Source organism: Antarcticibacterium flavum, assembly GCF_006159205.1.
In the GTDB taxonomy this organism is placed as follows: domain Bacteria; phylum Bacteroidota; class Bacteroidia; order Flavobacteriales; family Flavobacteriaceae; genus Gillisia; species Gillisia flava.
This window is the reverse complement of sequence record NZ_CP040812.1, coordinates 97,270-122,166: the sequence shown is the minus strand read 5'-3', so window position 1 is coordinate 122,166 and position 24,897 is coordinate 97,270. Positions and strand designations below refer to the sequence as shown.

At 35.4% G+C, this 24,897-nt stretch carries 22 protein-coding genes; all 22 read right to left on the bottom strand.

Features of this window, described 5'->3' with window-relative positions:
• Positions 1–293: 293 nt before the first annotated feature.
• Positions 294–2,618, bottom strand: a complete 2,325-nt coding sequence (locus FHG64_RS00530) for a GumC family protein (RefSeq protein WP_246054227.1) — start codon at positions 2,616–2,618, stop codon at positions 294–296.
• Positions 2,619–2,671: 53 nt separating this feature from the next.
• The gene (locus FHG64_RS00525; protein ID WP_139064617.1) at positions 2,672–3,451 is read right to left on the bottom strand and encodes a polysaccharide biosynthesis/export family protein; all 780 of its coding nucleotides are present in this window, start codon (positions 3,449–3,451) and stop codon (positions 2,672–2,674) included.
• 61 nt (positions 3,452–3,512) lie between these two features.
• The gene (locus FHG64_RS00520; RefSeq protein ID WP_246054225.1) at positions 3,513–4,835 is read right to left on the bottom strand and encodes an exopolysaccharide biosynthesis polyprenyl glycosylphosphotransferase; all 1,323 of its coding nucleotides are present in this window, start codon (positions 4,833–4,835) and stop codon (positions 3,513–3,515) included.
• Positions 4,836–4,892: 57 nt separating this feature from the next.
• Entirely contained in the window at positions 4,893–5,669 is a 777-nt protein-coding gene (locus tag FHG64_RS00515) for a glycosyltransferase family 2 protein (protein ID WP_139064615.1), read from the bottom strand.
• 49 nt (positions 5,670–5,718) lie between these two features.
• Positions 5,719–5,904, bottom strand: coding sequence for a hypothetical protein (locus tag FHG64_RS00510; protein ID WP_139064614.1), 186 nt, complete (start codon positions 5,902–5,904; stop codon positions 5,719–5,721).
• 362 nt (positions 5,905–6,266) lie between these two features.
• A complete protein-coding gene (locus FHG64_RS00505) occupies positions 6,267–7,124 on the bottom strand; it encodes a glycosyltransferase family 2 protein (protein ID WP_139064613.1) in 858 nt (285 codons plus the stop codon).
• 32 nt (positions 7,125–7,156) lie between these two features.
• Positions 7,157–7,732, bottom strand: coding sequence for an LbetaH domain-containing protein (locus tag FHG64_RS00500; protein WP_139064612.1), 576 nt, complete (start codon positions 7,730–7,732; stop codon positions 7,157–7,159).
• A 12-nt stretch (positions 7,733–7,744) separates the two neighbouring features.
• Positions 7,745–8,866 carry a glycosyltransferase gene (locus FHG64_RS00495; protein ID WP_139064611.1) on the bottom strand — a complete coding sequence of 374 codons (1,122 nt, stop codon included), beginning with the start codon at positions 8,864–8,866 and terminating at the stop codon, positions 7,745–7,747.
• Positions 8,867–8,969: 103 nt separating this feature from the next.
• Complete coding sequence (locus tag FHG64_RS00490; protein WP_246054224.1) at positions 8,970–9,500, bottom strand: acyltransferase; 531 nt, start codon at positions 9,498–9,500, stop codon at positions 8,970–8,972.
• A gap of 147 nt (positions 9,501–9,647) precedes the next feature.
• Positions 9,648–10,784, bottom strand: a complete 1,137-nt coding sequence (locus FHG64_RS00485; RefSeq protein WP_139064609.1) for a glycosyltransferase family 4 protein — start codon at positions 10,782–10,784, stop codon at positions 9,648–9,650.
• Positions 10,785–10,829: 45 nt separating this feature from the next.
• Positions 10,830–11,978, bottom strand: coding sequence for a hypothetical protein (locus FHG64_RS00480; protein ID WP_246054223.1), 1,149 nt, complete (start codon positions 11,976–11,978; stop codon positions 10,830–10,832).
• Positions 11,979–12,145: 167 nt separating this feature from the next.
• The gene (locus tag FHG64_RS00475; protein ID WP_139064607.1) at positions 12,146–13,414 is read right to left on the bottom strand and encodes a glycosyltransferase family 4 protein; all 1,269 of its coding nucleotides are present in this window, start codon (positions 13,412–13,414) and stop codon (positions 12,146–12,148) included.
• Positions 13,415–13,435: 21 nt separating this feature from the next.
• Entirely contained in the window at positions 13,436–14,470 is a 1,035-nt protein-coding gene (locus tag FHG64_RS00470; RefSeq protein WP_139064606.1) for a glycosyltransferase family 4 protein, read from the bottom strand.
• A gap of 230 nt (positions 14,471–14,700) precedes the next feature.
• Positions 14,701–15,846 carry a glycosyltransferase family 4 protein gene (locus tag FHG64_RS00465; protein ID WP_139064605.1) on the bottom strand — a complete coding sequence of 382 codons (1,146 nt, stop codon included), beginning with the start codon at positions 15,844–15,846 and terminating at the stop codon, positions 14,701–14,703.
• A 12-nt stretch (positions 15,847–15,858) separates the two neighbouring features.
• On the bottom strand, positions 15,859–16,773 hold the full coding sequence (locus FHG64_RS00460) for a glycosyltransferase family 8 protein (RefSeq protein WP_139064604.1): 915 nt from the start codon (positions 16,771–16,773) through the stop codon (positions 15,859–15,861).
• Positions 16,774–17,748, bottom strand: coding sequence for a glycosyltransferase family 2 protein (locus FHG64_RS00455; protein ID WP_139064603.1), 975 nt, complete (start codon positions 17,746–17,748; stop codon positions 16,774–16,776).
• Positions 17,749–17,844: 96 nt separating this feature from the next.
• The gene (locus tag FHG64_RS00450; protein WP_139064602.1) at positions 17,845–18,816 is read right to left on the bottom strand and encodes a hypothetical protein; all 972 of its coding nucleotides are present in this window, start codon (positions 18,814–18,816) and stop codon (positions 17,845–17,847) included.
• 266 nt (positions 18,817–19,082) lie between these two features.
• Entirely contained in the window at positions 19,083–20,435 is a 1,353-nt protein-coding gene (locus FHG64_RS00445) for an MATE family efflux transporter (protein ID WP_139064601.1), read from the bottom strand.
• Positions 20,436–20,498: 63 nt separating this feature from the next.
• A complete protein-coding gene (locus FHG64_RS00440) occupies positions 20,499–21,485 on the bottom strand; it encodes an exostosin domain-containing protein (protein WP_139064600.1) in 987 nt (328 codons plus the stop codon).
• Positions 21,486–21,568: 83 nt separating this feature from the next.
• Positions 21,569–22,486, bottom strand: a complete 918-nt coding sequence (locus FHG64_RS00435; protein WP_168191293.1) for a glycosyltransferase — start codon at positions 22,484–22,486, stop codon at positions 21,569–21,571.
• Positions 22,487–22,512: 26 nt separating this feature from the next.
• Positions 22,513–23,499 (bottom strand): glycosyltransferase family 2 protein, encoded by a 987-nt coding sequence (locus tag FHG64_RS00430; RefSeq protein WP_168191292.1) that lies wholly within the window; start codon positions 23,497–23,499, stop codon positions 22,513–22,515.
• 103 nt (positions 23,500–23,602) lie between these two features.
• The gene (locus tag FHG64_RS00425) at positions 23,603–24,892 is read right to left on the bottom strand and encodes an ABC transporter ATP-binding protein (protein ID WP_139064598.1); all 1,290 of its coding nucleotides are present in this window, start codon (positions 24,890–24,892) and stop codon (positions 23,603–23,605) included.
• Between the last annotated feature and the right edge of the window lie 5 nt (positions 24,893–24,897).

Sequence of the window (24,897 nt, the reverse complement as noted above, 5' to 3'; positions counted from 1 at the left end):
ATTCAGGTTCCTAAAGTAAAATGAAATTAATTTTTGAAAATATTATCCGGTTAAATCTCCTATACCAACGAAGAAGTGGTAGTATTAATATTGCTACAACACAGGATGAGCTGGAGGGGGTCGCTTTTTCTTTTTCTGGGAATTTTCATTCTTTTGTTTATCTAAAAATTATAAACTATAGATAATTTAATGAGGTATTTCTGTCTGGAATAGTGAATCTAAACTTTAGATTTTTTCCCAAATTTAAATTCTCATAAGAATATTATTTGTTTGGTCGATTTTGTGAGAAATAGCTATGTAGGAACTGTTTTTAGAATCTTTCTGGTTTCCCAGAAACCTTTCTTTTCTTCACCATAACCATACCCATATTTGTTCCCGTAACCCAAATTTGTTTTATTTACATTATTAAGCACAAAACAAACGTGTTCCATTTTTCCTTTTTCCATGGCATTTATTGGAAATTCCAGCAATTCTTTTTCAGTATAACCCGCCCTTACCATGTATAGGATAAGATCTGCATATTGTGTTAAGATAAAAGTGTCTGCTACCAGCATTGAAGGGGCGGTGTCTACTAAAATATAGTCATATTTTTTTTTCAGTAAAAGAAACATTTCTTCCACTTTTTCAGATTTTAATAACTCGTAAGGATTTGGAGGAATACTTCCAGAAGCAAGAATTTCTATATTTTGATGAAGGTGGGATTTTTTGATAAGACTTTCCAAGTTCACCTCATCATCAACCAGATAATCACTTAATCCCAATTTTTGACTAAGATTAATAGCCTGGTCTTGTAATTTAGGACTCCTAAGGTCTGCACCTATAAGCAATACACGTTTGGAAGTATTGGCAATGGTTATTCCCAGGTTTATTGATGTAAAAGTCTTACCCTCCCCTTTAATTGTAGAGGTTACCAACAGGATTTTTGCTTGTTTGTTGTTCTTGGAATTAATGAGGAGATATTGAAGATTGGTATTCAATATCCTAAAGGATTCTGCTAACATGGACCGGTCATTCAATCTTATAATTTCATTTTTTTTAACCTGGGGTATTTCACCAACTAAAGCAATATTTGGCCCAAAACTTTCAATATCGTTTCTCTTTCTTACTTTGTTGTCCATTATTCCTTTGGTATAGATAACCGAAAATGGAAGAAACAATCCTAAGACGCAGGTTCCTAAATAAATACTCCTTGGATTTGGATAGATTGGAAAATCGTTAAAATAAGCCCTGTCAACAATTTTGGCTTTAGGCTCAGTGACCGCCATAGCAAGGGAATTTTCTTCTCTTTTTTGTAATAAAAATAAATATAGAGTTTCCTTAATACTCTGCTGCCTTTCAATACCTCTGTACTGTCTCTCTTTAGAAGGAACAGCATATATTTGGGATCCAATACTGGAAGCCTGCCTGTTTAGATCTTCCTGGCCTATCTGTAAATTTGACCGCATCCTACCCAGACTCTGTACTACATTTCCTTTAATTTGATCAATTTGACTGTTGAGCTTAATAACTATTGGGTTTTTTTCACTTGAACCTGAGAGGATTCTGTTTCGTTGCAGCACCAGGTCATTATATTCATTTATCTGCCCATTTACCCCACCTTCAGACAGACCCAAATTGGTAGGTAAAAGGTCGCTTCTGGAATTTTTAGATATATATTCCAGCATAGCATTGGCAAGTTCAAGCTGGGTGCCTACCTCTTGCATTTTTTTGTTGTAATCACTGGCATTTTGAATGAACATTTGGGATTCTGCCTGTATATCTGTTAGCCTGTTTTGTTCTTTAAACATTTCTTTTCCGGATTCTACAGAGTCTAGTTCTCCATTTATGATTGCCAGTCTTTCATTAATGAATTTCGCAGTATTTCCGGCAATGAGGTTTTTGTCTTCTATCGCAGAACGGTTAAACTCGAGAATTAATTGATCTAAAATATCTCTAGCCTTTTCTCTAACAGGATCTGTAAGGGCCAGTTCAATAAAATTGGAGCTTTTATCTTCCTGTATAAAGGAAATTTGATTTCGATAATGAGCTGCCATTTTTTCTGTTTCTGTGAACTTCACAATAATTGGTAGGGAAAAACCTTCACCATAATCCCCAGGCCCCAGCACCACATTCGAAAATCCAAGATCTACAGGAGAACCGGATTTGACATTAAAGATCCTCCCGGAGGCCATATCCTGTATTTGATATAGATCTTCTTTCATTTTTTTTATTTCATATGTTGCTCCACCCCTTTCCTTTAATCTTTGCTCGTCGAGCTTAAGAACCTGGAGATTAAGGGGAATAGCTTCATAAATTTCCATTGTATTTACCTTACCTTCAATAAAATACTGGATATTAATATTTAAGGATTTAACAACATTATGCATCAATCTTCTGGAACGAAGTATACCAATTTCATTTTCCATGTTTTTAGTTCCTGCCCCACTTAAAAGCCCAATATCTGCATAGATGGCAGACTCGGTTCCTTTGGAAGATTCATCTTTTATAATAATAGTTGTTTTAGCACTATATAAAGGTGTAGTATAGCGTAAATATATATACCCTAGGCCTACTGATAGAATTAAGCTCAAGACAAACCAAGGCCAGTTTTTGAGATATCGGTTAATTTCTTTTCTCATATTGATTTTTTCAAGATGAGATTTACCTGAAAAATTGCTTTGTGAAGTCATAATTACCTTGTTATTAATACTATTAGTGATGCCGCTACAGAAATAATAGAGAGATAGGTTGCCGCAAGCCCCGTTGAACCTGCAGTCTGCCTCCTGGTCCCTCTCGGTTCAACGTAAATAACATCGTTTTGTCTTAGATTATAGTGAGGGGAATTCACAACATTTGCATTGGTGAAATCCAGATATGCATATGTTTTTTGCCCATCATAGTCCCCCATTACCAATATATTGTTCCTTTTGCCAAATATGGTTAGATCACCGGCCATCGAAAGTGCTTTGGATAATGTAATGTGATCATCGTCAATAAAGAATGTTCCCGGATTATTTACTTCCCCTAAAACACTTATTTGAAAATTAAGGATCCTCACATTAACTATAGGATCTTTTACATATTCCCTTACTTCATTTTGTATCTTTTTTGCCAATTCAATATTTGTTAAACCTTTAACTTCCATTGTACCTATGACGGGAAATTCTATGGTTCCCTCGTTCGATACCAGATAAGTTTCAAGTTCTACGTCCCCCATTATTCTTTCCTGTGATACTATGGATTTGGTTAGGTTAAAGGGAAGAGCAGCCTCCTGCTCGGGCGCAGATACCCGAATGGTTAAAACATCATCTGGTTGTATCTCCAGGTTATTGCCGGATCTTCTGACTTCACTTTTTCGTAATTGTTCAATATCCTGAAAATAAACCATTTCTTTACGGGATATACAGGAGGGGGTTATGAGTATAATCAGGATTAACAGCACTATTTGTTTGGAAAATTTCTTTAAAGTCATAAGTCAAGAATTGTGATTAATATTGAGAAAGTTTGTGTAGGATGAGTATAAAACCCTGAGCTTAGAAAGCTTTTTCGTCACCTTTAACCGCATTATACATGGTATAATAGATTATTTTAAGGTCCAATAGGGGGGTCCATTTTTCGAGGTAAAAAATATCAAATCTTGTGCGGTTAATAATATCTGAAGGTTTTACAATCTCACCCCGGTATCCTTTAATTTGAGCCAACCCAGTAATCCCGGGTTTAGCAAAATGCCGTACAAGATATTTATTCACAGATCTTTCATACTCATAGGTATGAGTTTCCATATGAGGCCGTGGCCCAACAACACTCATTTGACCTAACAGGACATTAATAAACTGCGGAAGTTCGTCTATACTTGTTCTCCTTAAAATCTTTCCAATCCTGGTAACCCGGGAATCGTTCACAGTGCAAATACGGGTATGGGCCAGCGAATTATTCACCATGGACCTGAATTTGTAACAGTAGAATGGTTTTTTATTAAACCCATGACGAAGTTGCCTGAAAAAAAGTGGATCTCTAGATTCTGTCCTGGTAATTATAAATAACAACGGGACTAGCCAGGATAGGATAAAAACTAGAACAAATAAGGAAAAAATAACATCAAAAACACGTTTACCATACTTTGCATAATTTTTTTCAAGGGGTGATTTTCTTAGGTTTAATACCGGAACAGTTCCAAATAATTCCACTCCCATAGCCCGGGTGAAGATTTCCTTATTGTCTGGTACCAGCATTAATCGTTTTAAGTTATTATCGGCAAAATCTATTAATTGATTAAGCTCACAGCTGGAAAGCTGTGATACCATACAGTAAATTTCATCAATGCTATTTTCTAGAATATAGTCATAACAGGCCTCAACCTTTCCCAGATACTTGGTTTTTGATGATGTTGAATTTCCAAAAAATCCTTTATACCGGTACCCAAAATCGGGTTCTTCAAAGATCTTTTGGATCACCTTTATATTTCGGTCTTCTCCAACCACCACTACATTCACATAATTACCTCCTTCCAGGCGATACAATTTTCTTAAAGAAAAAAAGAACCATCTGTAGAAAATCAAAAGAAACAATAGAAAGCATAAAACAAATAATTGGTAACGAATGGAAAAATCAAATCTCATAAAGGCAAAAAACGTAAAATAGGCCATGGCGAAAATGAAGTAATGTTGGAAAAATTTATGAAACGAGGTTCTAAAACGCTCTTTCCTTTCAACCGAATAAAAGTTTAAACCCAGGGAAATAAAGAACCATGATAAATTATACCATAATATAGCCCATAGATTAAGATATGTATGAGGGGTTAACAAATACAAAGTAAAATTAATAGTCGCCAAATGGGCTACCAGGGAAATTGGCATTATGAACCGCGACCATTTCATTATAATTCGATCGTTATAAAAATTTATAAAATTTAATTACACTTTGATGGATTTGTAAAATCCGGGAATTTGTGGAATGATATATTGAGGTACTTTTCTACCAATTTTACAAGCAAGAGTAAAAATGCCGTTTAGCTGATTGAGTCTAATAATACGAAGATCTTCTTTTGATTTCTTTAATTGAAGTTTGGCAGAAGTGCTTAAGCCCCCAAGGCGCATTTTAACAACCCACTCATCCAGGAAAAACTTTTTAATCTCATCATTCTGAAACCATCGAAGGGAGATTTCATAATCACTGGCTATGGAATAACCAGACCTATACACCCCAAATCTGCAAAAGATTTCTTTACGTACAAAAATGGTGGTATGAAGTGGTATCCATCCAAATCTCAAATTTTGCTTGTTGAAAGGCCCTGATGGATAAATACGTTTGATTTTAGATGGGTTTTCTTTATCTACAAACAAACCTTTTGCGTAAACCAGGTCTGCTCCGGAAGATAAAAATCCATTTACAACTTTAGCTATAGTATCAGTATGGCAGAAAAAATCATCAGAATTGAGAATCCCTATAATATCTCCTGTAGCCTGTTTAATTCCTTTATTAAGTGCATCAAATATACCTTTATCTTTTTCAGAAATAAAATATCCTAATTTATCTCTATAATTTCCAATTATTTCAACCGTTCCATCTGTTGAGCCGCCGTCTATAATTACATGTTCTATATCCTCGTAGGTTTGGTTTAGCACAGATTCTATGCAATGTGCTATACAGTGTGCACGGTTATAGACTATAGTGACGATGGACACCTTCATAAGCCAATGTTTTATATATATATTAAAAGGGAAAAACTTATTGTTTACTTTAACTTCTGGGTTGGTTGAAAACCTGGTTTCCTACCATCATAGCTACCACTACCCAAACAATATTATATGTGAGAATAGCAATAAAATTCACAGATATCGAGGAACCTAAAAAATAATAAACCATATCTACCACAGACAAGTGGGCCAGCACGGCAAGCGAAAGGAGAAAAGATGCACGTTTCATAACATATAATTTTAAAAAATTTAGAACAAATCAAACTGCTTATAGGCAAGCAGTAAAGTGCTTCCATAAAATAAGTCACAAAAATGTAGGGCGCCTTTAAAGTGGGGTATTTAATCTTGCAGAAAATACAAGATTAATGGGGAGGGAGGGTCTATTTTTTAGGGTTCAATAGGCCAGGATAATATTTATAAGCGGGGTAAATTGACAGGCTATGAGTAGGGAAGTGTAGCCACTGCCTTCTTAGGGAAGAATGCAGATACAATATACTCACTTTTTTACAAAAGTGAAATAAAACAAAAAATTAATATAAAACTTTAACATTCAGAAGGTTAAAATAAAAATATGTATAGCTAAATATTTATTTAATAGGTTATTGGTTTCTTTAGAACATTCTTATATAGGTTTTCTTTGAAGGGCTGTTTTCTTAATTCCCTCATTTTAATGGAAATTAAAAACTCGTGATAAGCCATATTGGTGCAGTAAATGAAACCCGGTTTACCTTCCAAAAATCCGCCATTTAAAATATAGGCATGTAGAAATCTTAAAAATGGCCATCCCGGAATATCACTTAACCTGGATTTTAGAGCAGGATTTCGTTTACTGGAATTACCTGAGAATATTTCTTTAAAAGGTGGTTTTTTTTCAATTCTGTCTCGTGCTTCAAGGGAAGAATATTTATTATGTCTTTCAATCCACTGCGTCCACCCTTTGGAAAAACTATAATGTAAATAAGGTTCCTTTATATACTCTATTTTCCCTTCCACTTTTCCTTCCTTTTGGCCGTGGCCAAAATCTGTAAATTTTGCTCTGCCCAGGCGTAAGATCCTAAATTGCCATTTAGGGAAATTATCGCAGCGTTTTAGCCACCTGTCTTCCAACATCATTTTCCAGCAACAATAAAACCCTGCAACTTCCACTCCTGCATTTGCAATAGATTGTATCATGTCCTGTTTAAATTTTAGAGTAACTACCTCATCTGCATCCAGGAATAAAATCCAGTTATATTTAAAATTCAAATTTTCCAGGGCATAATTCCTTTGCTGCCCAAAGCTGATGAACTTGTTAAAACTTACTTCCGCCCCATATTCCCGGGCAATTTTCACGGTATCATCTGTACTACCAGAATCGAGAACATGAATATCATCTGCCCATGATAAAAATGAAAGACACTTTGGTAAATCTTTCTCTTCATTTTTAGTGAGAATAATAACTGAAACCATTCTTTAATTTTTTATCACAAGAAAAAATTAACTTATTCCGTTATTTGGCGTTCCTTAATAAAGGAAGCCGGATTTCCTCCCACCACTTCCCAGATACCAACATTTTTAAACACTGCACTTCTTGCTCCTACAACAGAGCCTTCTCCTATTGATACTCCTGGAGCAATAAAAGAATCTGCTGCCACCCAAACCTGGCTTCCAATATTAACATATTTACGAATTAGTGGAAAGTTGGATTTGGTAAAATCGTGGCTGGATGCACAGAGATAGGTCTTTTGAGAAATTACAGTATTGTTACCAATGCTTATTTTCCCCTGATTATAACAATCGACCCCTGGGCCCATACTAGAGTAATCACCTATCGACAGATTCCAGGGAGCCCAAATTTTTACACTGGCATAGATGTTTGCTTTATATCCAACTTTAGCACCAAACATTTTTAAAATAAATGCTCGATAACCCCTAAAAAAATTAAGGTTAAATGGTCGAAATAAAATCCAATAACAAATGTTCCATACAATTCTCAAAATTTTATTGACAGTACCAAAATCTGAATTATACGTTGATAAATCAACTTTACCCTTTTTTGAATTTTTAGCTACCAACATGTTTAATTATTTTTAATATGAGTAAACCCCAATCTGTTTTGACACTATATTTTTATAGAAATCAAATGTGTTCTGAGCTACAGCCTTGATTTGATATTTTTTTTTAACTAACCGTATTCCATTTTCTCTCATCTTGATTCTTTCTTTTTGAGATAAAGCCAATGCTTCTTTGATGGTATCTGTCAAATTAGGGACACTCAAATCAATCCACCAACCACAATTATTCGCCACTAATTCTTCCCATGGTGTCCCTTGGGTTGTGATCACTGGTACTCCTGCCGCCAGTGCTTCAATTATTACGATTCCAAAATTTTCACTGTATGTTGGCAGAACAAAAAAATCTGCCTCGGCATAAAGTTTCCATTTCTGTTTCCCGTAAACTCCACCCACGAAATCGAAAAGGTGATCTACTTCTTTTTCGATACAAAGATTTTTGAGCTGCTCTATATAAACATCTTCTCCCTCCCCTGCTATGGTAATTTTCAAGTTTGGATCATTAAGGCAGCTAATAGACTTGATTAAAATTTCAATACCTTTTTTGGGATGTATTCGAGATAAGAAAAGAATATTATTTTCATTTTCTGGAGATTCAATTTCGTTCTTTGATATTACTTCACAAATATCTATTCCATTTGGGATTATCTTTGCCGGAGAGGAAAAACCCAATCTTCTTATTTGCTTTAACTCAGCATAAGCTGTAGCATGTAAATAATTTGCAGATTGAATTGCTTTCTTTTGATACAAAGCGAGAGCTAACTTCTTTTTTAAAGAATTTTTTTTAAGAATATATGGCTCCAACATACCGTGAGGAGATAAAAGAACCTTTATATTTTGTTCAATACATGCCTGCTGAAATAGCCAGTTTTGAGGATCCCATATTCCATTAATGTGAACTACATCTGGTTTTTCATTTAATAATATATTCTTAAAATCTTTTTTAAGAAACCACCACCTTGACAATCCTAAATTTAGGTCATACACTTTAACCCCTTTTAATTCCAAAGGATTTGAAGTTTTTGCTGTAACCACTACCAGGTCTGCATACTTAATCAGTTCTGCAGACAATAACTGAATATAGATTGCAGTTCCTCCGGAATTTTTATCTATGGAACCTATGAAATGAACTACTTTCATCGTTTTTCATTTGCCTCTCCCCCAATTGGAAGAAAGTTGTTATTTCAACTAAGCCAATTATTAGAATGTGAATAATTAATCAGTTAGTTTTATAAAAAGGCCTTTAGTAAACGAAGCCTTCTAGTCTGGAAAAATACTTTGCAGATTTAGGAATATCCCTCACGGGTTGAGCTGGAACTCCACCATATAACTTCCAATTTTCATGAAAAGCCTTATTAAGAAGTGATTTCGCTCCCAGAACGCAGTGGTTGGGTAAAATAGAACCACCTAAAATAACCGTATTAGTTCCAATAAAAGTATAATCCCCTATTATTATAGGTTTGCTATCCTGAATGTTTTCAAGAAGATCTAGAGAATGGGTTAGGATTTGTGTGTGATAACCAGCTATAGTAGAAAACTTCCCAATCTTTAATAAATTTGTACAATCCAGATGATGATGTTTTGTAATCGAGCTATTACTTCCTAAAATTAAAACAGAATTGCGTGTAGTTTGATGTTGAAAATGCCTGCTGGAGGTTCCGGACGGAAAACCTGTTATCCAGTTACTGCGACCAATACTTGAATTTTCCTCCATCTCTATTCTGTCTAAATGAATTGCGACAGTAAAGTGGTCTATTCGGGAATAGGCTTTCATTATCAATTTCCGTGGAAATACCCAGCAAAATCCGAGTCTGCTGCTAGGGTGTAGGTCATACCCAAACCATTTTATCAATGCTCTACGCCTTAAAGACCAGGGTAAGAAAAAAATTAGAACTTTTTTTATTTTATCCATAACCAAAAATCAACTCTGATAAAGTTTAATAAAATCTTTGGTAAGTTTTTGGCTATCAAACCGTTTACAGTTCTCAAAGCCAAGAGTTATGAGTTCTTTCTTTTTTTCCTTTTTGTTTAACCTAATAAAACCCTTGGCAAAATCCTCCGGTTTATATGGATTTGCATAAATAGCTGCCTCTCCTCCTACTTCTTGTAAAGTTGAAATAGAACTAGCTATTACCGGCGCCCCACAAGCCTGTGCTTCTATTAATGGCCAACCAAATCCTTCAGAAAAAGAGGGAAAAATGAAAGCCTCACATGAACTATATAATGCAACTAGTGTTGGATGATCTGGTCTGGGCACTGATTTTACGCGGTCCAAAATACCATAATTTTTCACATTCTTTGTGAAATCTTCATCAAGTGGGTCGCCTGCAAAACATATATATCCTTTCCATCTATTACCCAATTCTTTGACCATTTTTAAAAGCAAACTTCTATTCTTTCTTGGAAGTCCTGATCCTACATGTAGTATAAACTGACCTTTTGGAAAATTAAGAGTTTTCAATAATTTTCTGCTTTCGCTTTCATCCATTGGCCAAAATTTCGAATTGAAAGAATTATGAATTACTTTCCAATTGGAGTTTGTTCCATTTTCAACTTCACATAGTTCGGTCAAATGTTTCATCGTATTGTGAGATACTGTAGCTAATTTTCTTGCCTTTTTTAAATTACTTAAAATCCAGGCTTGAAGAATCTTTCCGGTTCTGGTTGCTTTACAATAAGCTTCGTCAAAGCCCAGTGCTCCCTGAATAGCTAAAACATCGTGACAGGTAATGCCACTTAAATTTTTTGGAAGCACTTTAAGGTACATAGAATTGGAATGATCGCAGATGTGAAAGAAAACATCCTCCTTTTCCTTTCTCAATTCCTTCATCACTCTCATTTTTAAAACAATGGGAAACACCACATATTTATCAATATAGCCCAACCATTTTAGCAAACCACTGGTAGTAATTTTATTTGGAGGCACAAAAAATGAACCCGGTTGGATTATTCCCACCTGCACTTCATTTCTTATTAAATTATCTTTGAGTGCGTTTAAATACCGGAACATACTTTCCTGCCTGTCTCCGGGATAATTACCTATTAATATAATTTTCATTTCAATTGAATTTAGGCAATGGAAAATTTAATTTATAAGCAAAATTCAGCCTTCATTATTTTTTAACGATGCGATAATCAATCCCCCTGTTAAAACACTAAATCCTAAATTTGTAGGTTGGGACCATTGACCCTGTAATATAAGAATCATTCCAAAGCTCAATAACATCCACGGAAGAACATTCCCATTACCAATTGTTCCCCAGGCCTTTTTCAGTAAATGTAAAACCAGGCTAATCCTTATTAAGATTACACTAAATCCTATAATTACACCCATTTCTCCAACAAGTCTACCCCACTCTCCCTCTGATATTAAATAAATATCATTAGTGCCAGTAAGTAATTTTGTACCAGCATTAGTCCCCATTCCCAACCCCATTCCCCAAAACGAAAAAGATTCGTCTGTAATAGCACTGTACATTCCGCCCAAGAACCGGTCAACAAATACCCCCTCCATTCCCCCTTCTACTTTATTCGCTACAGTAAAACGCTCTGTAAATACAGTGCTTGCTGTTTGGAAGAATGAGATATCCTTCATTATTGTAAACATTAGGCCAATGGCTAAAACCACAATTCCTATTTTTGGAAGTATTCTGATATTATTCCCTGAAATTTTCACCATAAAAATGAATGTCAACATGATTTGAAATAATACTGTGCGGCTTACACTTAACGGAATAGCAGATAAAAGTGCCAGGGTTGATACGATAAGTAAAATTTTTGACACCTGTTTTTTTTCTTCCTCCAGCCAGAAATAAAAAATAAACGCTGCTGCTAGTCCATAAAAAAGTGCAAGTCCATTGGTAAAGGAGAAAGTACCCGGGACCCGGTAAAATCCAGCAGCCCCACTAAAACCCGATCCTTCTAGGTTTCCACCTATACCAAGATTGACCCAGGCCGATTGGGGACTGTAAAATTGAATTGCAACTAAAACTGTCATTGCAATATTTATCCACAATAGTATTTTCCCAATCTCTATTACATCGCCTTTGTTAAATAAGGTGCCAATCAAAAAAATAAGAGGGAAATGAATTAAGGTGATTCTCAACCCAAATGCAGCAACTGTTAAGTTTCCATGACCTATAAGAAGGGTAGTAATAAGGGCAAGTATAGTGAGACCCCACATGATTTTTTCAAAAATTCCCGGGTGCCATAAATTTTTTTGAACAGATTGAAAGAGAAGAAAAATAGCCAAAGGATCTCTTATTAACAACAAAGGATCTGCCAGACCTGGTAAGAACCATTTCCTTAGGGCTCCTTCAAAAATCAAAAGAAAAAAATATAACCATATCCCCCTTTTCAAAAAAAGTAGTGATGTCTCCTGTAAATTTTCGGTATGTAATGCGTATGTTGCAGCCATCTTTATTTCCTTTCCTGCATATAATTATTTTCTACTGCCCCTAAATAGACCAATATTTCCTTTACAATTTTTTCACTATATTTTTTCCAGGTGTAATTTTCAGCCCAACATCTTGCCTTATATCCCATTTCTTCAGCGCTACTTCTGTTATTAACAAACCACATTATTTTTTCGGCAATTGCCTCAGGCCTGCGAATAGGAATTAGAAAACCTGTTTCGTTCTCAATAATAAGATCTTCACCACCTGTATTAGGAGTAATTATGAGCGGTAATCCCTGACTCATTGCCTCCTGCATCACCAAAGCCCTACCTTCAACTATTGAGGGCAGGCAAAATATGTCACAGGTTTGCATCAGTTTGAGAACTTCACTGTGAGGTCTACAGGGTTCATAAATAAAATTTGGAAGTTCGCTTTTATAAAATTCCATAGGGGCTAATAACGATCCCAACACAACCAGTTCCACATTCTCATTTTTCAGCATTTTCATAGCTGTAAATAAATCTCCCAAACCTTTTCTTTGACCCATAGACCCTACAAAGAGTATACGCAAAGGTTTTTCAAAATTTTTATTACCAAAAACCCGAATATTTGGAGGTTCAGGGGAACCAAATGGAGAAACAATTAATTTTTTGGTCTTTGCCCAGGCGGGTAGAGAATTCATTACAAAATCTCCAGGACCTATTACCACATCTGCCAGTTCCAACTCCCTGGTTTTCCGTTCCAGTTTTTCTTCACTATCCTGTATTCCACCTCCTAAAGTAATTGCCCAAGTTGGTAATCGCCCAGCCTCCTCCTGCAGTAACTTTCTTCCAGTTTCCCAGTAAGCAATTGGCAGGTCATAGATACAGGTAATCCCAAGTTCCTTTGCGGCTTTAAAGGTGTGAAGTGCTCCATCTTCATAGGCATAAACCGCTTTTATATTTTTTGACTTTAAATGTGAGGAGACCTTTTTATCTAAAGATTCATAGACTTTATCAATGCAAAAAATTCCCTTTTCATGCCTTGTTAATTTATCTATCCCAATACCGGAGGCTATAACCTTTCCCAATTCTCTCCATGGCCATTGATGTATATGAGATTTTAATTTTGGGTCAAAACTTCTTTTTCTCAAATTAGTTAATAAGGAAAAACCACCCACTTTATACAAAAAGCTTGAAGGAAAAAGAGCAGTTGAAGTGTAAAAATCTGATAAGATATTCTCTCTGGCCATTCCCATGGCAATTGCCCTTACATTGGCATTGGCTGTTGGATGTGAAAGAAGTAGTTTCACCTTAAGTAATCTAAAAAATCGTCAGGCATTAACTGCCTTGGTTAAAACATCCAGGTATCGTTCTGCTATAAAGCTAGAATGATGCGCGGCAAGATGGGCTGGTGCAGCATTTCTACATTTGGCTTCCTGCAGGGGATCCTGTAAAAGTTTTTGCATATGATTTACCAGATCTCCCATATCGCCCCTTTGAAAAAGTACACCCCCGGGACCAACCGCCTCTGGAAGACCTCCACCGTTGGAGGCAATAGGAATACAGCCACAAGCCATTCCTTCAAGAGCGATTAAACCAAAAGGTTCTTCCCATACAGAGGGTATAAGTATAAACCTGTGTTGGTTGAGAGAAAATACAAGTTTCTCACCAAGCAAGGTACCTGTAAATTCCACTTCTCTCTCTAATTGTAGTTCCTTCACAAGTTTTTCCAATGAAGTTCTTTGGGGACCTTCACCAACAATGGTAAGATTAATTCGTATATCTGGTTTTATGGTTAACAGTAGTTCTTTTAGATGAGCAATAGCCATTATCGCCATTTCTGCACCTTTATCTGATACAAGACGCCCAAGAAATATGTACTGCTTCACCCTCTGTGTTTGGGGAAGGATCTTAAAAAGATCTTTTCTGTAAGGATTGGGAATTACTATAGAGTCGAGTCCCGTTTTTCTTTTCAAAGCATTACTAGCTGCAATTGTTTTACTGGACCTTTTAAGTCTCCATATTTTCAATCTATCTTGAATCCCTAAATTTCCGTCACTTCGGGAGATCCAGGTATGGATAGATATTACAAAGGGTTTTCTTATAAAAAGGCCCGGCCATGCAAGCCGGAGGCAAGGGTTGTTTTCAAATATAATATCAGCCCATAGGTAGGCCTTAATCACCTTTTTTGGTCCCGGATCCCGAATGACCTCATAGCCAAAAACCTTGGCAGTGGGATCTTTACTCCATGTAAGTACCTTAACAAGATGCCCCTTTTTTGCAAAATGATCTGCAAATAGCTCAGAGGTAACTTCAATGCCACCAATGCTTGGAAAAAAATAATGAGAAAGAATTAAAATTTTCATTTATGGTAAGCTTAAATTTAAATTTACCTGAAGGGTTGGGGTGTAGGGGATAGCGATCGAATAACCCCAAATTAAAGGGAGTATAAAAACAATCACCTTATTATTTGGAAAATTTATAACTTCTGTTGAGCAATCTTTAATAACAAATTGATCTATATCTATGATTTAGGTTGCATATTTAAAGCAATTTCTGATTCAAAGTAAAGTGTATTTAATCAAAATCTAAGTAATTATAATTCAATTCTCTTTACCTGGCTTTGATTGAAGGTGTGAGTATATGCCGCAATAGAACGTTCAATGCCAAAATGAGATTTGTTTGACTTAGCAGAAGATATAAATTTACTTAGCTGAAAAATTTCATGAATTTCCTTAACCCAATCAAGGGGACGTGGATCTCTTTCAAAACTTTTTCTAAGTAAAATTACCGGTAAATTATTATGATTCATAGCGGCAATACTTCCACTTTTTTCCAATAATATTTTTGGATACGAACTTAAGCCAATATCAATTTTTTGAAAATAAGCAGCGATAGAAAGTTCCTCCTGTATTCCAAAGATAATTGCCTTAATTCCAAATTGGTCATCCCACTCTTGAAACCGTTCTACTACTCCTTCACTATTCCCTATATGAGAGATAAGTAATTCCTTATTTTCTATTTGAGTTAATCTTTTTAATTTCAGAAGGTTACGTTCCAATTCAATTGTGAATTCCACATTACCAAAAAAACTGGCGATTATATATCTTTCCCTATTATTTAAAACTTTCTTTGGCAGGAGGTTAAAAAGCAAGGAATTTTCAGAATGGCCCACAGGAATATTGCTGAAAACCGGCACTACAACAGCTTTGACTCCTTTACTCTCAAGAAGGTTTTTATAAAAATAAGTATTAGTAAATACTTTTACAGGCTTAATTTTATCCAGTACCCTCATCACTAATCTCTTCTGTAAGCCTCCTAAAATTTTATATTTTACAGGGTCTGATTGTGCCCCTCCCAGCCATAGTTCGTGAAACATTATATGCCACTTTCTACCACATCCCAACATAGCCAATTGTTTTGCGAGGCGCCACGGTAAACCTTTATAGTGAAAGGAAAATGGCACAAATTGTAAGCTTACCCAATCAGGATCAAATTCCTCTATTCTCTTTTGTACATTTATTAAAAGTTGTTTACGAGCATTTCCTAACCTTACTCTTAATACAGGTATAAGATCCTGTGTTTCCTCCTTTAAAAAATCTATTGGAACAAAATAATCATTTAGCGATGTTATACTCACCTTGTGTCCAATTTTCATTAATTCACCTGCTAAATTGCGAGTGTAATCTCCCACTCCGTCACGACCTTTTTCTAAACATCCGCATATAAAATGGATCTTCATTACATTTTACTTCTAAAAAAATTTTGATACATTGATTTTATATCTACTTTCAAATATTTTATTTTGTAGATAGCGGCCATAAGAATAGCGTAAATAATAAGCTCTTCTCAAGGTTAAGAAGCTTATTTGATTTAGATTATTTGTCCAGGTTTTATGTAAATATTTTTTCCAGGTTCTATGACCATTATGAATTATTGACCCGAAGGGATCCCACGGCTTTGGGGATCCTACAAAGTGCATGATCATCTTTTTGGCTAATTGAGGTTTCATTTGATTGGCCATCCAGTAACAGTTAAATTTGGCAGGAAGTTTAGCAAATTGGCCCATGCAAATAATATTAAGTAAGGATTGGTCATGGGAAGGTAATTCCTTTGGATAAAGAGCCGCAATCTTTAAACATTCATCCTTTAAACCGCTGGATCTCCACTCTTTCAAATTAAAGAGCACAACTCCTGCATTAAAATATTCCAAATCAGGATCTATTCCCAATTTCTCAAGGTAAAATGTTCGTCCCAGAGCATATTTAAAAAATCCTCCTCCCACTGCAGCTAATGGCAATTTATTGAAATTAAAAAAATCAAGTTCCAGAACATCTACTTCCACAACTAAATCTGCATCTAAGTACAATACTTTATCTTCATCAACAATTTCCGGTAAAAGTAATCTCCCATATGTTGTCCAATCCCCATGTAAGGCTGCGAATTTTCCAAATGTTTTAACGGAATCAAAATCTTCAAAATGATAAATTCCTTTATAGTTTTCCACCTCCAGCAAATCCAAAATTCGATTCTTATCTTTAGAAGTTAAATTGGAACATAGAAACCAAAGAGATAATCTTTGGGTGTCAGAACAATTTCTTAATAAAGAAGAAATAGTTACTCCCAACCCCATAAACATCAATTTATTAATACAAAAAGCAATATTCATCTAATCAGCTTTTAAAGCATTAGAGGTCCATCTAAATTTAAAATTATATCTATTCCTTAATGTGGCAATTATATAATCTGGGCGTATAATAAATGCTAATAAAAACTTAGATAAAAACCTCCAGTAATTACCTTTGTAAAATGCAAAACCTGCTTTTTTATGCAAAACTTGTGAATGACGGTAACTGTTCTCCCAGAGTTTTTGTTTCCATCCAATATTATGTTGTTTGGAAATAAATTCTTTAAAAGTACATATAGGTTTACCACCCCTTCTCTGTGATATACAAAAACGAGTATATGCACTCATATCAAACATATGCCACTGTCTACTTGCTGTAATGGAAGAATCATGAATACGATATTGCATTAAAAATTCCTGAATTATGACCAACAAATGGCCTTTTTCTATAATTTTATTTGCTAGATCAAGATCTTCACACGGCCAAAATTTTGGGTCCAGCCCACCAACTTTCAAAAAAATATTCCTCTTCATCATGAGTCCCGTGAATGCACAATGAATAATTTCGTTTTGCAGGAATGATCTTTCACATTCTTCAATATTCCTTAAAAAGGGATATTTTTGATTTCCCATAGTATTACCATTAGCATCTATATAATAACAATGAGAACTGGAAGCAGCAATTTGAGGATGCATTGTATGAAATTGTAATTGTTGTTCTAATCGTTTAGGCATCATAATATCATCTGCATCCATAAACGCACAAAGGTCGCCGGTGGCCATTTCCACTAATTTATTAGTAGCCGCACATTTACCGCTATTTTTTTCAAAAAAAGCCTTAATTCTATGATCCTTTGCCGAGTAATGATTAATAATATTCGCTGAGCCATCTGTTGAGCCATCGTCTAAAATTAAAAATTCGAAGTTTTTAAAACTTTGGTTTAAAACACTTTCAATAGTGTCCTTAAGGAAATTTTCCTGGTTATATACCGGTAGTATAATCGATAACTTCTCCATTTCCGAATATATATATAGTCGCTAAATCTTAGTAATTAAAGGATTTAAATATTCTTCAAATTTTTCTAAATGCTGTTAATTTTAGCCCTGAACCTATTAGTTCCTGCAATAAAATCTCCCAATAAACGAGGCTAACCTCTGGTTAAAAATATAGTAAGCTATGGTACTTCTGGAATGTGCAGAAATAAATCCTTTGGAATACTCCCAGTATGCCTTGTGAGCTATTGTAGGTGGATACCCAGCCAAAGCGTGAAAAACAGGGTTTATATGCCAGGGTTTGCGCTTTCCCAGTGCATGTGGAATTATTGCTTCTCCCGGCCCCAGAGCCATTCCCTCTTTTCCAATAAAGCTCACCACTCCATCCCAGGCTTCCACGGTAGCATTTAAAGCATCCTGATCTGATTTCATAAATGGAGCATATGGGGTATTTGCTTCTTTTTGTATAGGATCTCCCGAGACCGATGACCTATTTAGCCCTCCAATAGCGGGAGCCATGAGTTCCTGAAGGTTTTGCCAAGTGACCAGAAAATCGCGCTTTGTTGAAGTGACTCCTACAAAACCTCCATTGGCATAGGTAGGGTCCTTAAATATTAAAGGAATCTGAAAGGAACCATAATATTTTCTCCAGGCTATCCTCCTCGGGTGATATTTACTAAGAGGTGAATTAACATCTTCAAAAAGACCTACATCGCAAGAGTCTAACCATTCTTCAAAAAAAGACCAATGGGAAACTAATACAATATCTGGATCAAAATAAAATAATTTTTGAGGTGTTTCCGGAGATACTTCTAAGATATTTAAAAGAAAGTTTGGTTTATAATTCGTAAGATGATACTCTGTTTCCAGGGGCAAAAAATGAAGTTGAAGTTGCTTTGTAATCAATAAGGTCTTACTCCCTTTCCATTTAAATTTTGTATTTTCCACAGCCTCATTTGCCCAGGGGGGGAGTGCCCCTCTATATCCGGCATAAATTGGTCCTTTATACCCCTGGCAATTCAACGAATTTGCCAAGGCCGCCAGACCATAATGGTAATCACCCTCAAATAATGTACATATAACACTTGCCATTATAATTTATTAATTTTCTCTCTTACTTTTTCTACCAACATAGAATTGTTTATTGCTATATTTTTTATCTAATAGACACTCAATAAATTTCCCAGGTGGTTTTGAAAATTGTATTTTTTAAATGATTGATAATCCCAATAATTCATGAATGTTGCTGCAGATTTTCTCTTTTCCCAGCGAATTACATGTTGAGTGGAGTATTCCTGATAATGTGTATTGAATAAATCACCTATACCAGATAAAAAACATTTTTTAAGACAATCCAGTTAATCCTGGATTATAGAAACCTTATCTATTCTTGATATTTTTGAAAAGCCATACCCAACAAAATATAAAAAGGCTATTACAGCTGTAAATAGTTTGAAATATAGTATGCCTCTTAGGGAAGAAATATCAAATATTAAAACCCCTACTACAATGCTTAAAAGGCCTACAACTATATTTAAATATGGGTTTATTAACCATCCCCTATTTGAATTCAAAGCAAAGCTTATTCCCACCAAAAGTTCAATACAACTACTTGCGATAAATAGAACCAATTCATATTCTAAACCAGAGTATCCATCTCCTAAAATCCAAAGTGCCTGGGATTGAAATAGGGTAAAAAATAGTAATATTCCAACACAGGCAAGCATTAGTGTCATTAAAATCAGGCTGTATTTAACAAATAAATTCCACCTTTCATTTTTCAATTTCACAAATCCGGGAATTGCAAGTGTATTAAATACTGCAGCTATGATAGTTAATATCATTGCCAATCGTCCTAATGCTCCCAACTGTGCAATGTTTTCTGTAGAACCAAAAATTGAAATAAGCCAAAGCGTAATTTGCCCGGAAAAACAATAATATATAGAACCCGGCAGAATTCTCTTTACAAATACAAGGATCTTTTTTTTAATTTCCGGATCTGCCTGAGCACCCCAATCAAGATAATTTATGGATATTTTTTTTAAATTTAAATTTCCCCAAATTTGCGGAATACCTCCAGCCAATATTGCAACAAATGCCCAGGGAAAAATCAACACTGTGGCAAAAAGGAGGATTAATCTCCCAACATTCACCTTTAGTTGATTTTTTTGAAGGGGAATAACCTCCTGGTGAAAAAGAAGTGGTATTTGATATATGGTGGAGGAAAGAGAGCTGAAAAATGCTGGAATTAATGAAAGTATCATCAACATTGCAAGATGCCAGGAAGCGTTGTGGTGTATAAGGAGGTAAAATAATATAGGTATACCTACTAGTAAACTCAACAAAGCAAATTTCTTTCGCAGTTCAAGCCCTGAAATAACAACCCTACCTGCTTCGTTCTTAGTTTCCCATACCCTTCCATAAATTGATGTCACTCCTGTAGCAATACCTCCATCAGCTAAAATTACCATGGTACCAAGGATAGTATTACCTAATGTATAAAAAGCATACTCCTCTACTGGTAAAAGTCGTATAATTAAAATTCCGCTAACAAAACCTACAATTTGAACAATTGTTTGACCTGCACCTGTAATGCTAATTAACTTTCCCCAGTGCCACAACCAGTTCAGCTTGGCCCAATATGGTAATTTCTCAAGATGATTTTTTATCCCTTTTATTGAATTTATTAGATAACTGTTTGTATTATACATTCTTAAATTAATAGGGCCTGGAGGATGAATATTATACTTAAAGAAGTAATTTGGCTTAGCCTACTAAAAATGAAATAAAATTTTACGATTTTTAATTTTATTCAAAATTCGTTGTGAAAGGCTCCATTTATTATTCCATATTAAATCTTCAGATTTCCATCTCGTAAATTCATTAGTTCTTGAAGTTTCCGGAGTCGAAGCAATGAGCTCAAGTAATGCCTCTGCATAATAATTTCTTATACGAAAAGGACTAAAGTATTTTTGCCAGGCTTGAAAAGCCTTCTTCCCATAGGTTTCAGCTAAATGTTCGTTTTGAAGAAGAAAAGAATAAAGATCCTCTATTTTTTTTTCGGGATAAAAAAGTGCAAACTCATTCCAGTCAGGACCTTTTGGCGGCACAAAATCATCAGCCAAAATCACAGGACATCTTCCCAACGCCATACTCTCATAAATTCTATACGTAGCCGAAGCCCAACCTGCCGGGCAGATTGAAAATTTGGAATTTTTAATTAAGTTTACATATACTTCCTGCTCTTCCTTTTCAAATTTCATCCAACTTAATGATTTTTCTATGCGACAGCGTTCTTTTGATTCAAGAGATGCAACCAGTTTAGGTCTTAGTTTATTAGACTTTATATTCCCTCTCCACACAGCTAAAAACCTGGGGTCTGCTTCGTCGATTTCAACGGTGAGTACTATATCATTAGGGAATTGAACATAAGGTACCGCTGTGTATATTTCCTCAATTATCCTTGACTTGGGCAGGCAGGTGTATAGCCCACGGAGAAGCCCAGTTGCACTATCATCGGTATTGATAGTAAAGACTTTTTCAGGATACTTTGATATAATTGGATCTGCCAGTAATTCTTTTATATAATTATAATTTTTAAAGGAATCATTTTCTTGAATTATGATAGCATCAGCTTCCTCTGGATTATAAACCTCTTTCACATTTTTGTTTAAAAGTAGGGTGCATCTTAAACTATTTAAAATGGAGGGATCATTATCTGATAATTCTGAAAACTTTTTATTGATAAATAAAAACTTCATTCAAAATGTAATTTGAGTTGTTTATAAAAAAGGGTTAATTATGGAAATAGAAATTATACTCGTAATTTTATTTTTTCAGAAATTCAATTATTATTCAAATTCCAAAGATTACGTGCTTTCTTATCTGCATAATACTCCGCTATTAGAATTTTTCTTGAAAGACCGTTACTTTTTAGACGGTTTTTCCAATATCGGGCCCATCTCATTAGAGGGTTTTCAGGATAGCCCTCGAAGTTCCAGAGTTGTGAAAGCAAAAAGTTGGATGCCGCGTGACCTGCTGCGATTTTTATTAAATATTTTTGATCTAACCTGGATTTGGGTATAAAGTGAACAAGCTCGAGCTCTGGTAATACTCCAGATAAATATCCGTCACGACACGAATGAAGCGCAAGATCTATATCACCTCCGGAAAGGAGTGTATCCCCTTTGCGGTCAAGAGAAGCTGCAAGTGGCCTAGTCCGTAAGGATTCCATATAATTCAGAGCAATAGATCTACGAATACATAGTCCAGCACCAAAGGGTATTGCTTTATGATAGCCAACTGCATTAGAAAAATGCGCCCGCACCTCATTGCGAATGGCAAGGGATCGCAAAAACGGTAGTTCTTCATTTGAAGGAGGCTTTTCAAACGCCGGTACTATCTTTCCTGCACCCAGAACTCCTAAAAGTGGCATTGAATGCATAGTTTTAATCAGGATTTCAAGATAATCTGCCTTTAGGTAATTATCATCATCAACAAATACCAGTAAATCTGCTTTCGCTTCTTTTATTCCTTTTATTCTGGCAGAAATCAAGCCCACCTTGGCTTCATCCAGGTGTGTTACAGATGTAGGCCAATTAAACCCCGGTAAATCCTTAACGGAGGTGTTGCTATTATTATCTACAATTAGCAATTCCCATTTTTCCTGAGGCAGAGTTTGTTGTATTATAGCCTCCACTGTCCGTTTTAAGATTTCAAACTTTGGGTTATTAGTACATATAATTACCGAAACTTCCAACATTCCCATGGACTTTGATAAAATAATTCCTACCTATAATTAAGTAGCATTTTGAGGTAAAGCTTTGCTATAACTTTGTACATTCCAAAATCACCGTTGTGCATCTTTAATAATTGCCTAATCTGGTTATGAACACTTTTCTTATTGCAAGTTCTTTTCCACGCATCTGCAGCGTTATGCAACCCATACCAGGCGTAAAACTTTTTAGATTTTCGTAGTACAGTTTTTCTGTGTGTTTGTGGTACATATTTCTGAACAAGGTCCATTATAAGTATTAAATCTTTCAGGGAATCACCGTTAAGAAATTTTTCTCCTGTTATTGAAGAATCATGTTGCCGATATTCTGCTAAAACTTTAGGGGTGTATGCAAATTTATGCGCTTGTGCAATTCTCACCCACATTTCCCAATCTTCACCAAAAGTGGAACCATAAAAGGATCCCAATTCTTCATATACCTCCCGCTTTACTGTAATGGCCGCATATTGTATAAGATTACGCTCCGCAATTCGTAAGAGCCAATTTTCTAAAATCCCCTCCTTATCTGATTCTAGTGGCTGCCAGAATTTTTCATGTCCAATTTCATCAATGTACCGGTAATTGCAAAAAGCTGCTCCTGCTTTAGGATATTGCCTAAATAAATGCTGTATAGTGTGGTAATAGCCTGGTAAAACACGATCATCTCCATGTAATAAATGGATAAATTTTCCATGGGAACGATTAATACAGGTTTCAAAATTACGTAGGCTACCTATGTTATTGGATTGTCGAAAGTAATTAATCCTTCCTTTACCAATTTCCTGCACTATTTTTTCTACATCAGCATCTGTGCTTGCATCATCTACTACTTCAATTTGCATATCCTTTTCCGCTATATGCTGTTTAAGCACGCTTTCCAAAACTTCAGGAATGAATTGAGAACAGTTATAAACAGGTATCATTACAGACCACATTGGTCTTGGAATACCTTTAGCAACCGGTTTTATTTCAGGTGGCAATGATGGTATTCGCTCTAACATACAATAAGGAGGTTTGTAAAAAAAAAGAAAATTAAAGGGTATTCTTAAAGTTCATTTTTTCATTTTTGCTAATAACAAGGTTAGAAACCAAGTTTTAGATTTTCTAAACCTTATGTAAAGCAGGTTTATACTCTTCTTTTTTAATTTCCCATGTACTCTCCGCCAGATATGCGCACTCATTACTCCGCCATGGCCATTCTCTGTGGTTATTATACATAACCACTTCAAGTGGACAGATACTCTGAATATATTCATAAAATTGGCCACCCGGGGGTCCAGAAATACAGAAGTCAAAGGAGTAGTTTCCCATAAATAGTTTGCAGTTTGGGAGGCTACATTTCACCAGATAAATTCCTGGATGGTTAAACAAAGGCTGGTCGTGATGACTGGTCCATATTTGGATAATAATAATTTCGTTTGAATCTTTAATTCGTACCCATAACCATGCTGCTTTTATTTTTTTAGGAACTACTACCTCAACTTCAACGACTAAATCCTCCCCGTTACAGTGAACATTATTTGGCAAAGAGGTATTTAATTTCACCTTTGTAATTTTTGGCCTGGTTTTATCAGGAGCAGAAGTATAAACCAGCTCTTTACTTTTATTTAAATCGTTATAAAAATTAATAATTTTGTTGGTTTCGCCATAATGTAGCAGCTTCCCGGCATCCAATAACATACAATTATTGGTTAAAGTATTTATAGAATGTAAATTATGACTTACAAAAAGTATAGTTCTTCCTTCAGATTTACTAACATCTCCCATTTTACTCAGGCATTTCTTTTGAAACTCAGCATCACCTACTGCCAGAACTTCATCCACAACTAAAATTTCAGAATCTAAATGAGCAGCTACGGCAAAAGCCAATCTTACATACATTCCCGAAGAATAACGCTTTACAGGGGTATCAACATACCTTTCAACCTCGGCAAAAGCTACTATTTCATCAAATTTTTTTGCTATCTCCCATTTTCTCATGCCCAGAATAGCTCCGTTCAAAAAAATGTTTTCACGTCCGGTTAACTCCGGATGAAATCCTGTTCCTACCTCTAATAAACTTGCTATTCGACCCTTTACTTTGATTTCACCTTTGGATGGCGCGGTAACCCTACTTAGTATTTTTAATAAAGTACTTTTTCCTGCCCCGTTTCTCCCAATGAGTCCTACTGTATCTCCCTGGTTGATCTCGAAATTAATATCATTCAAGCTCCAGATAGTATCATTTTTCCCCCATAATGCACTATTCTCATCCTCTCCAATTTTTAAAAAAGGATCTTCTTTCCCGCGTATTTTTGCAAACCAACGTTCAATATCCCTGGAAATTGTACCTGTACCAATTTCACCCAGCCGGTATACCTTTGAAATGTTTTCTGCTTTTATGGAAAGAGCCATTATAT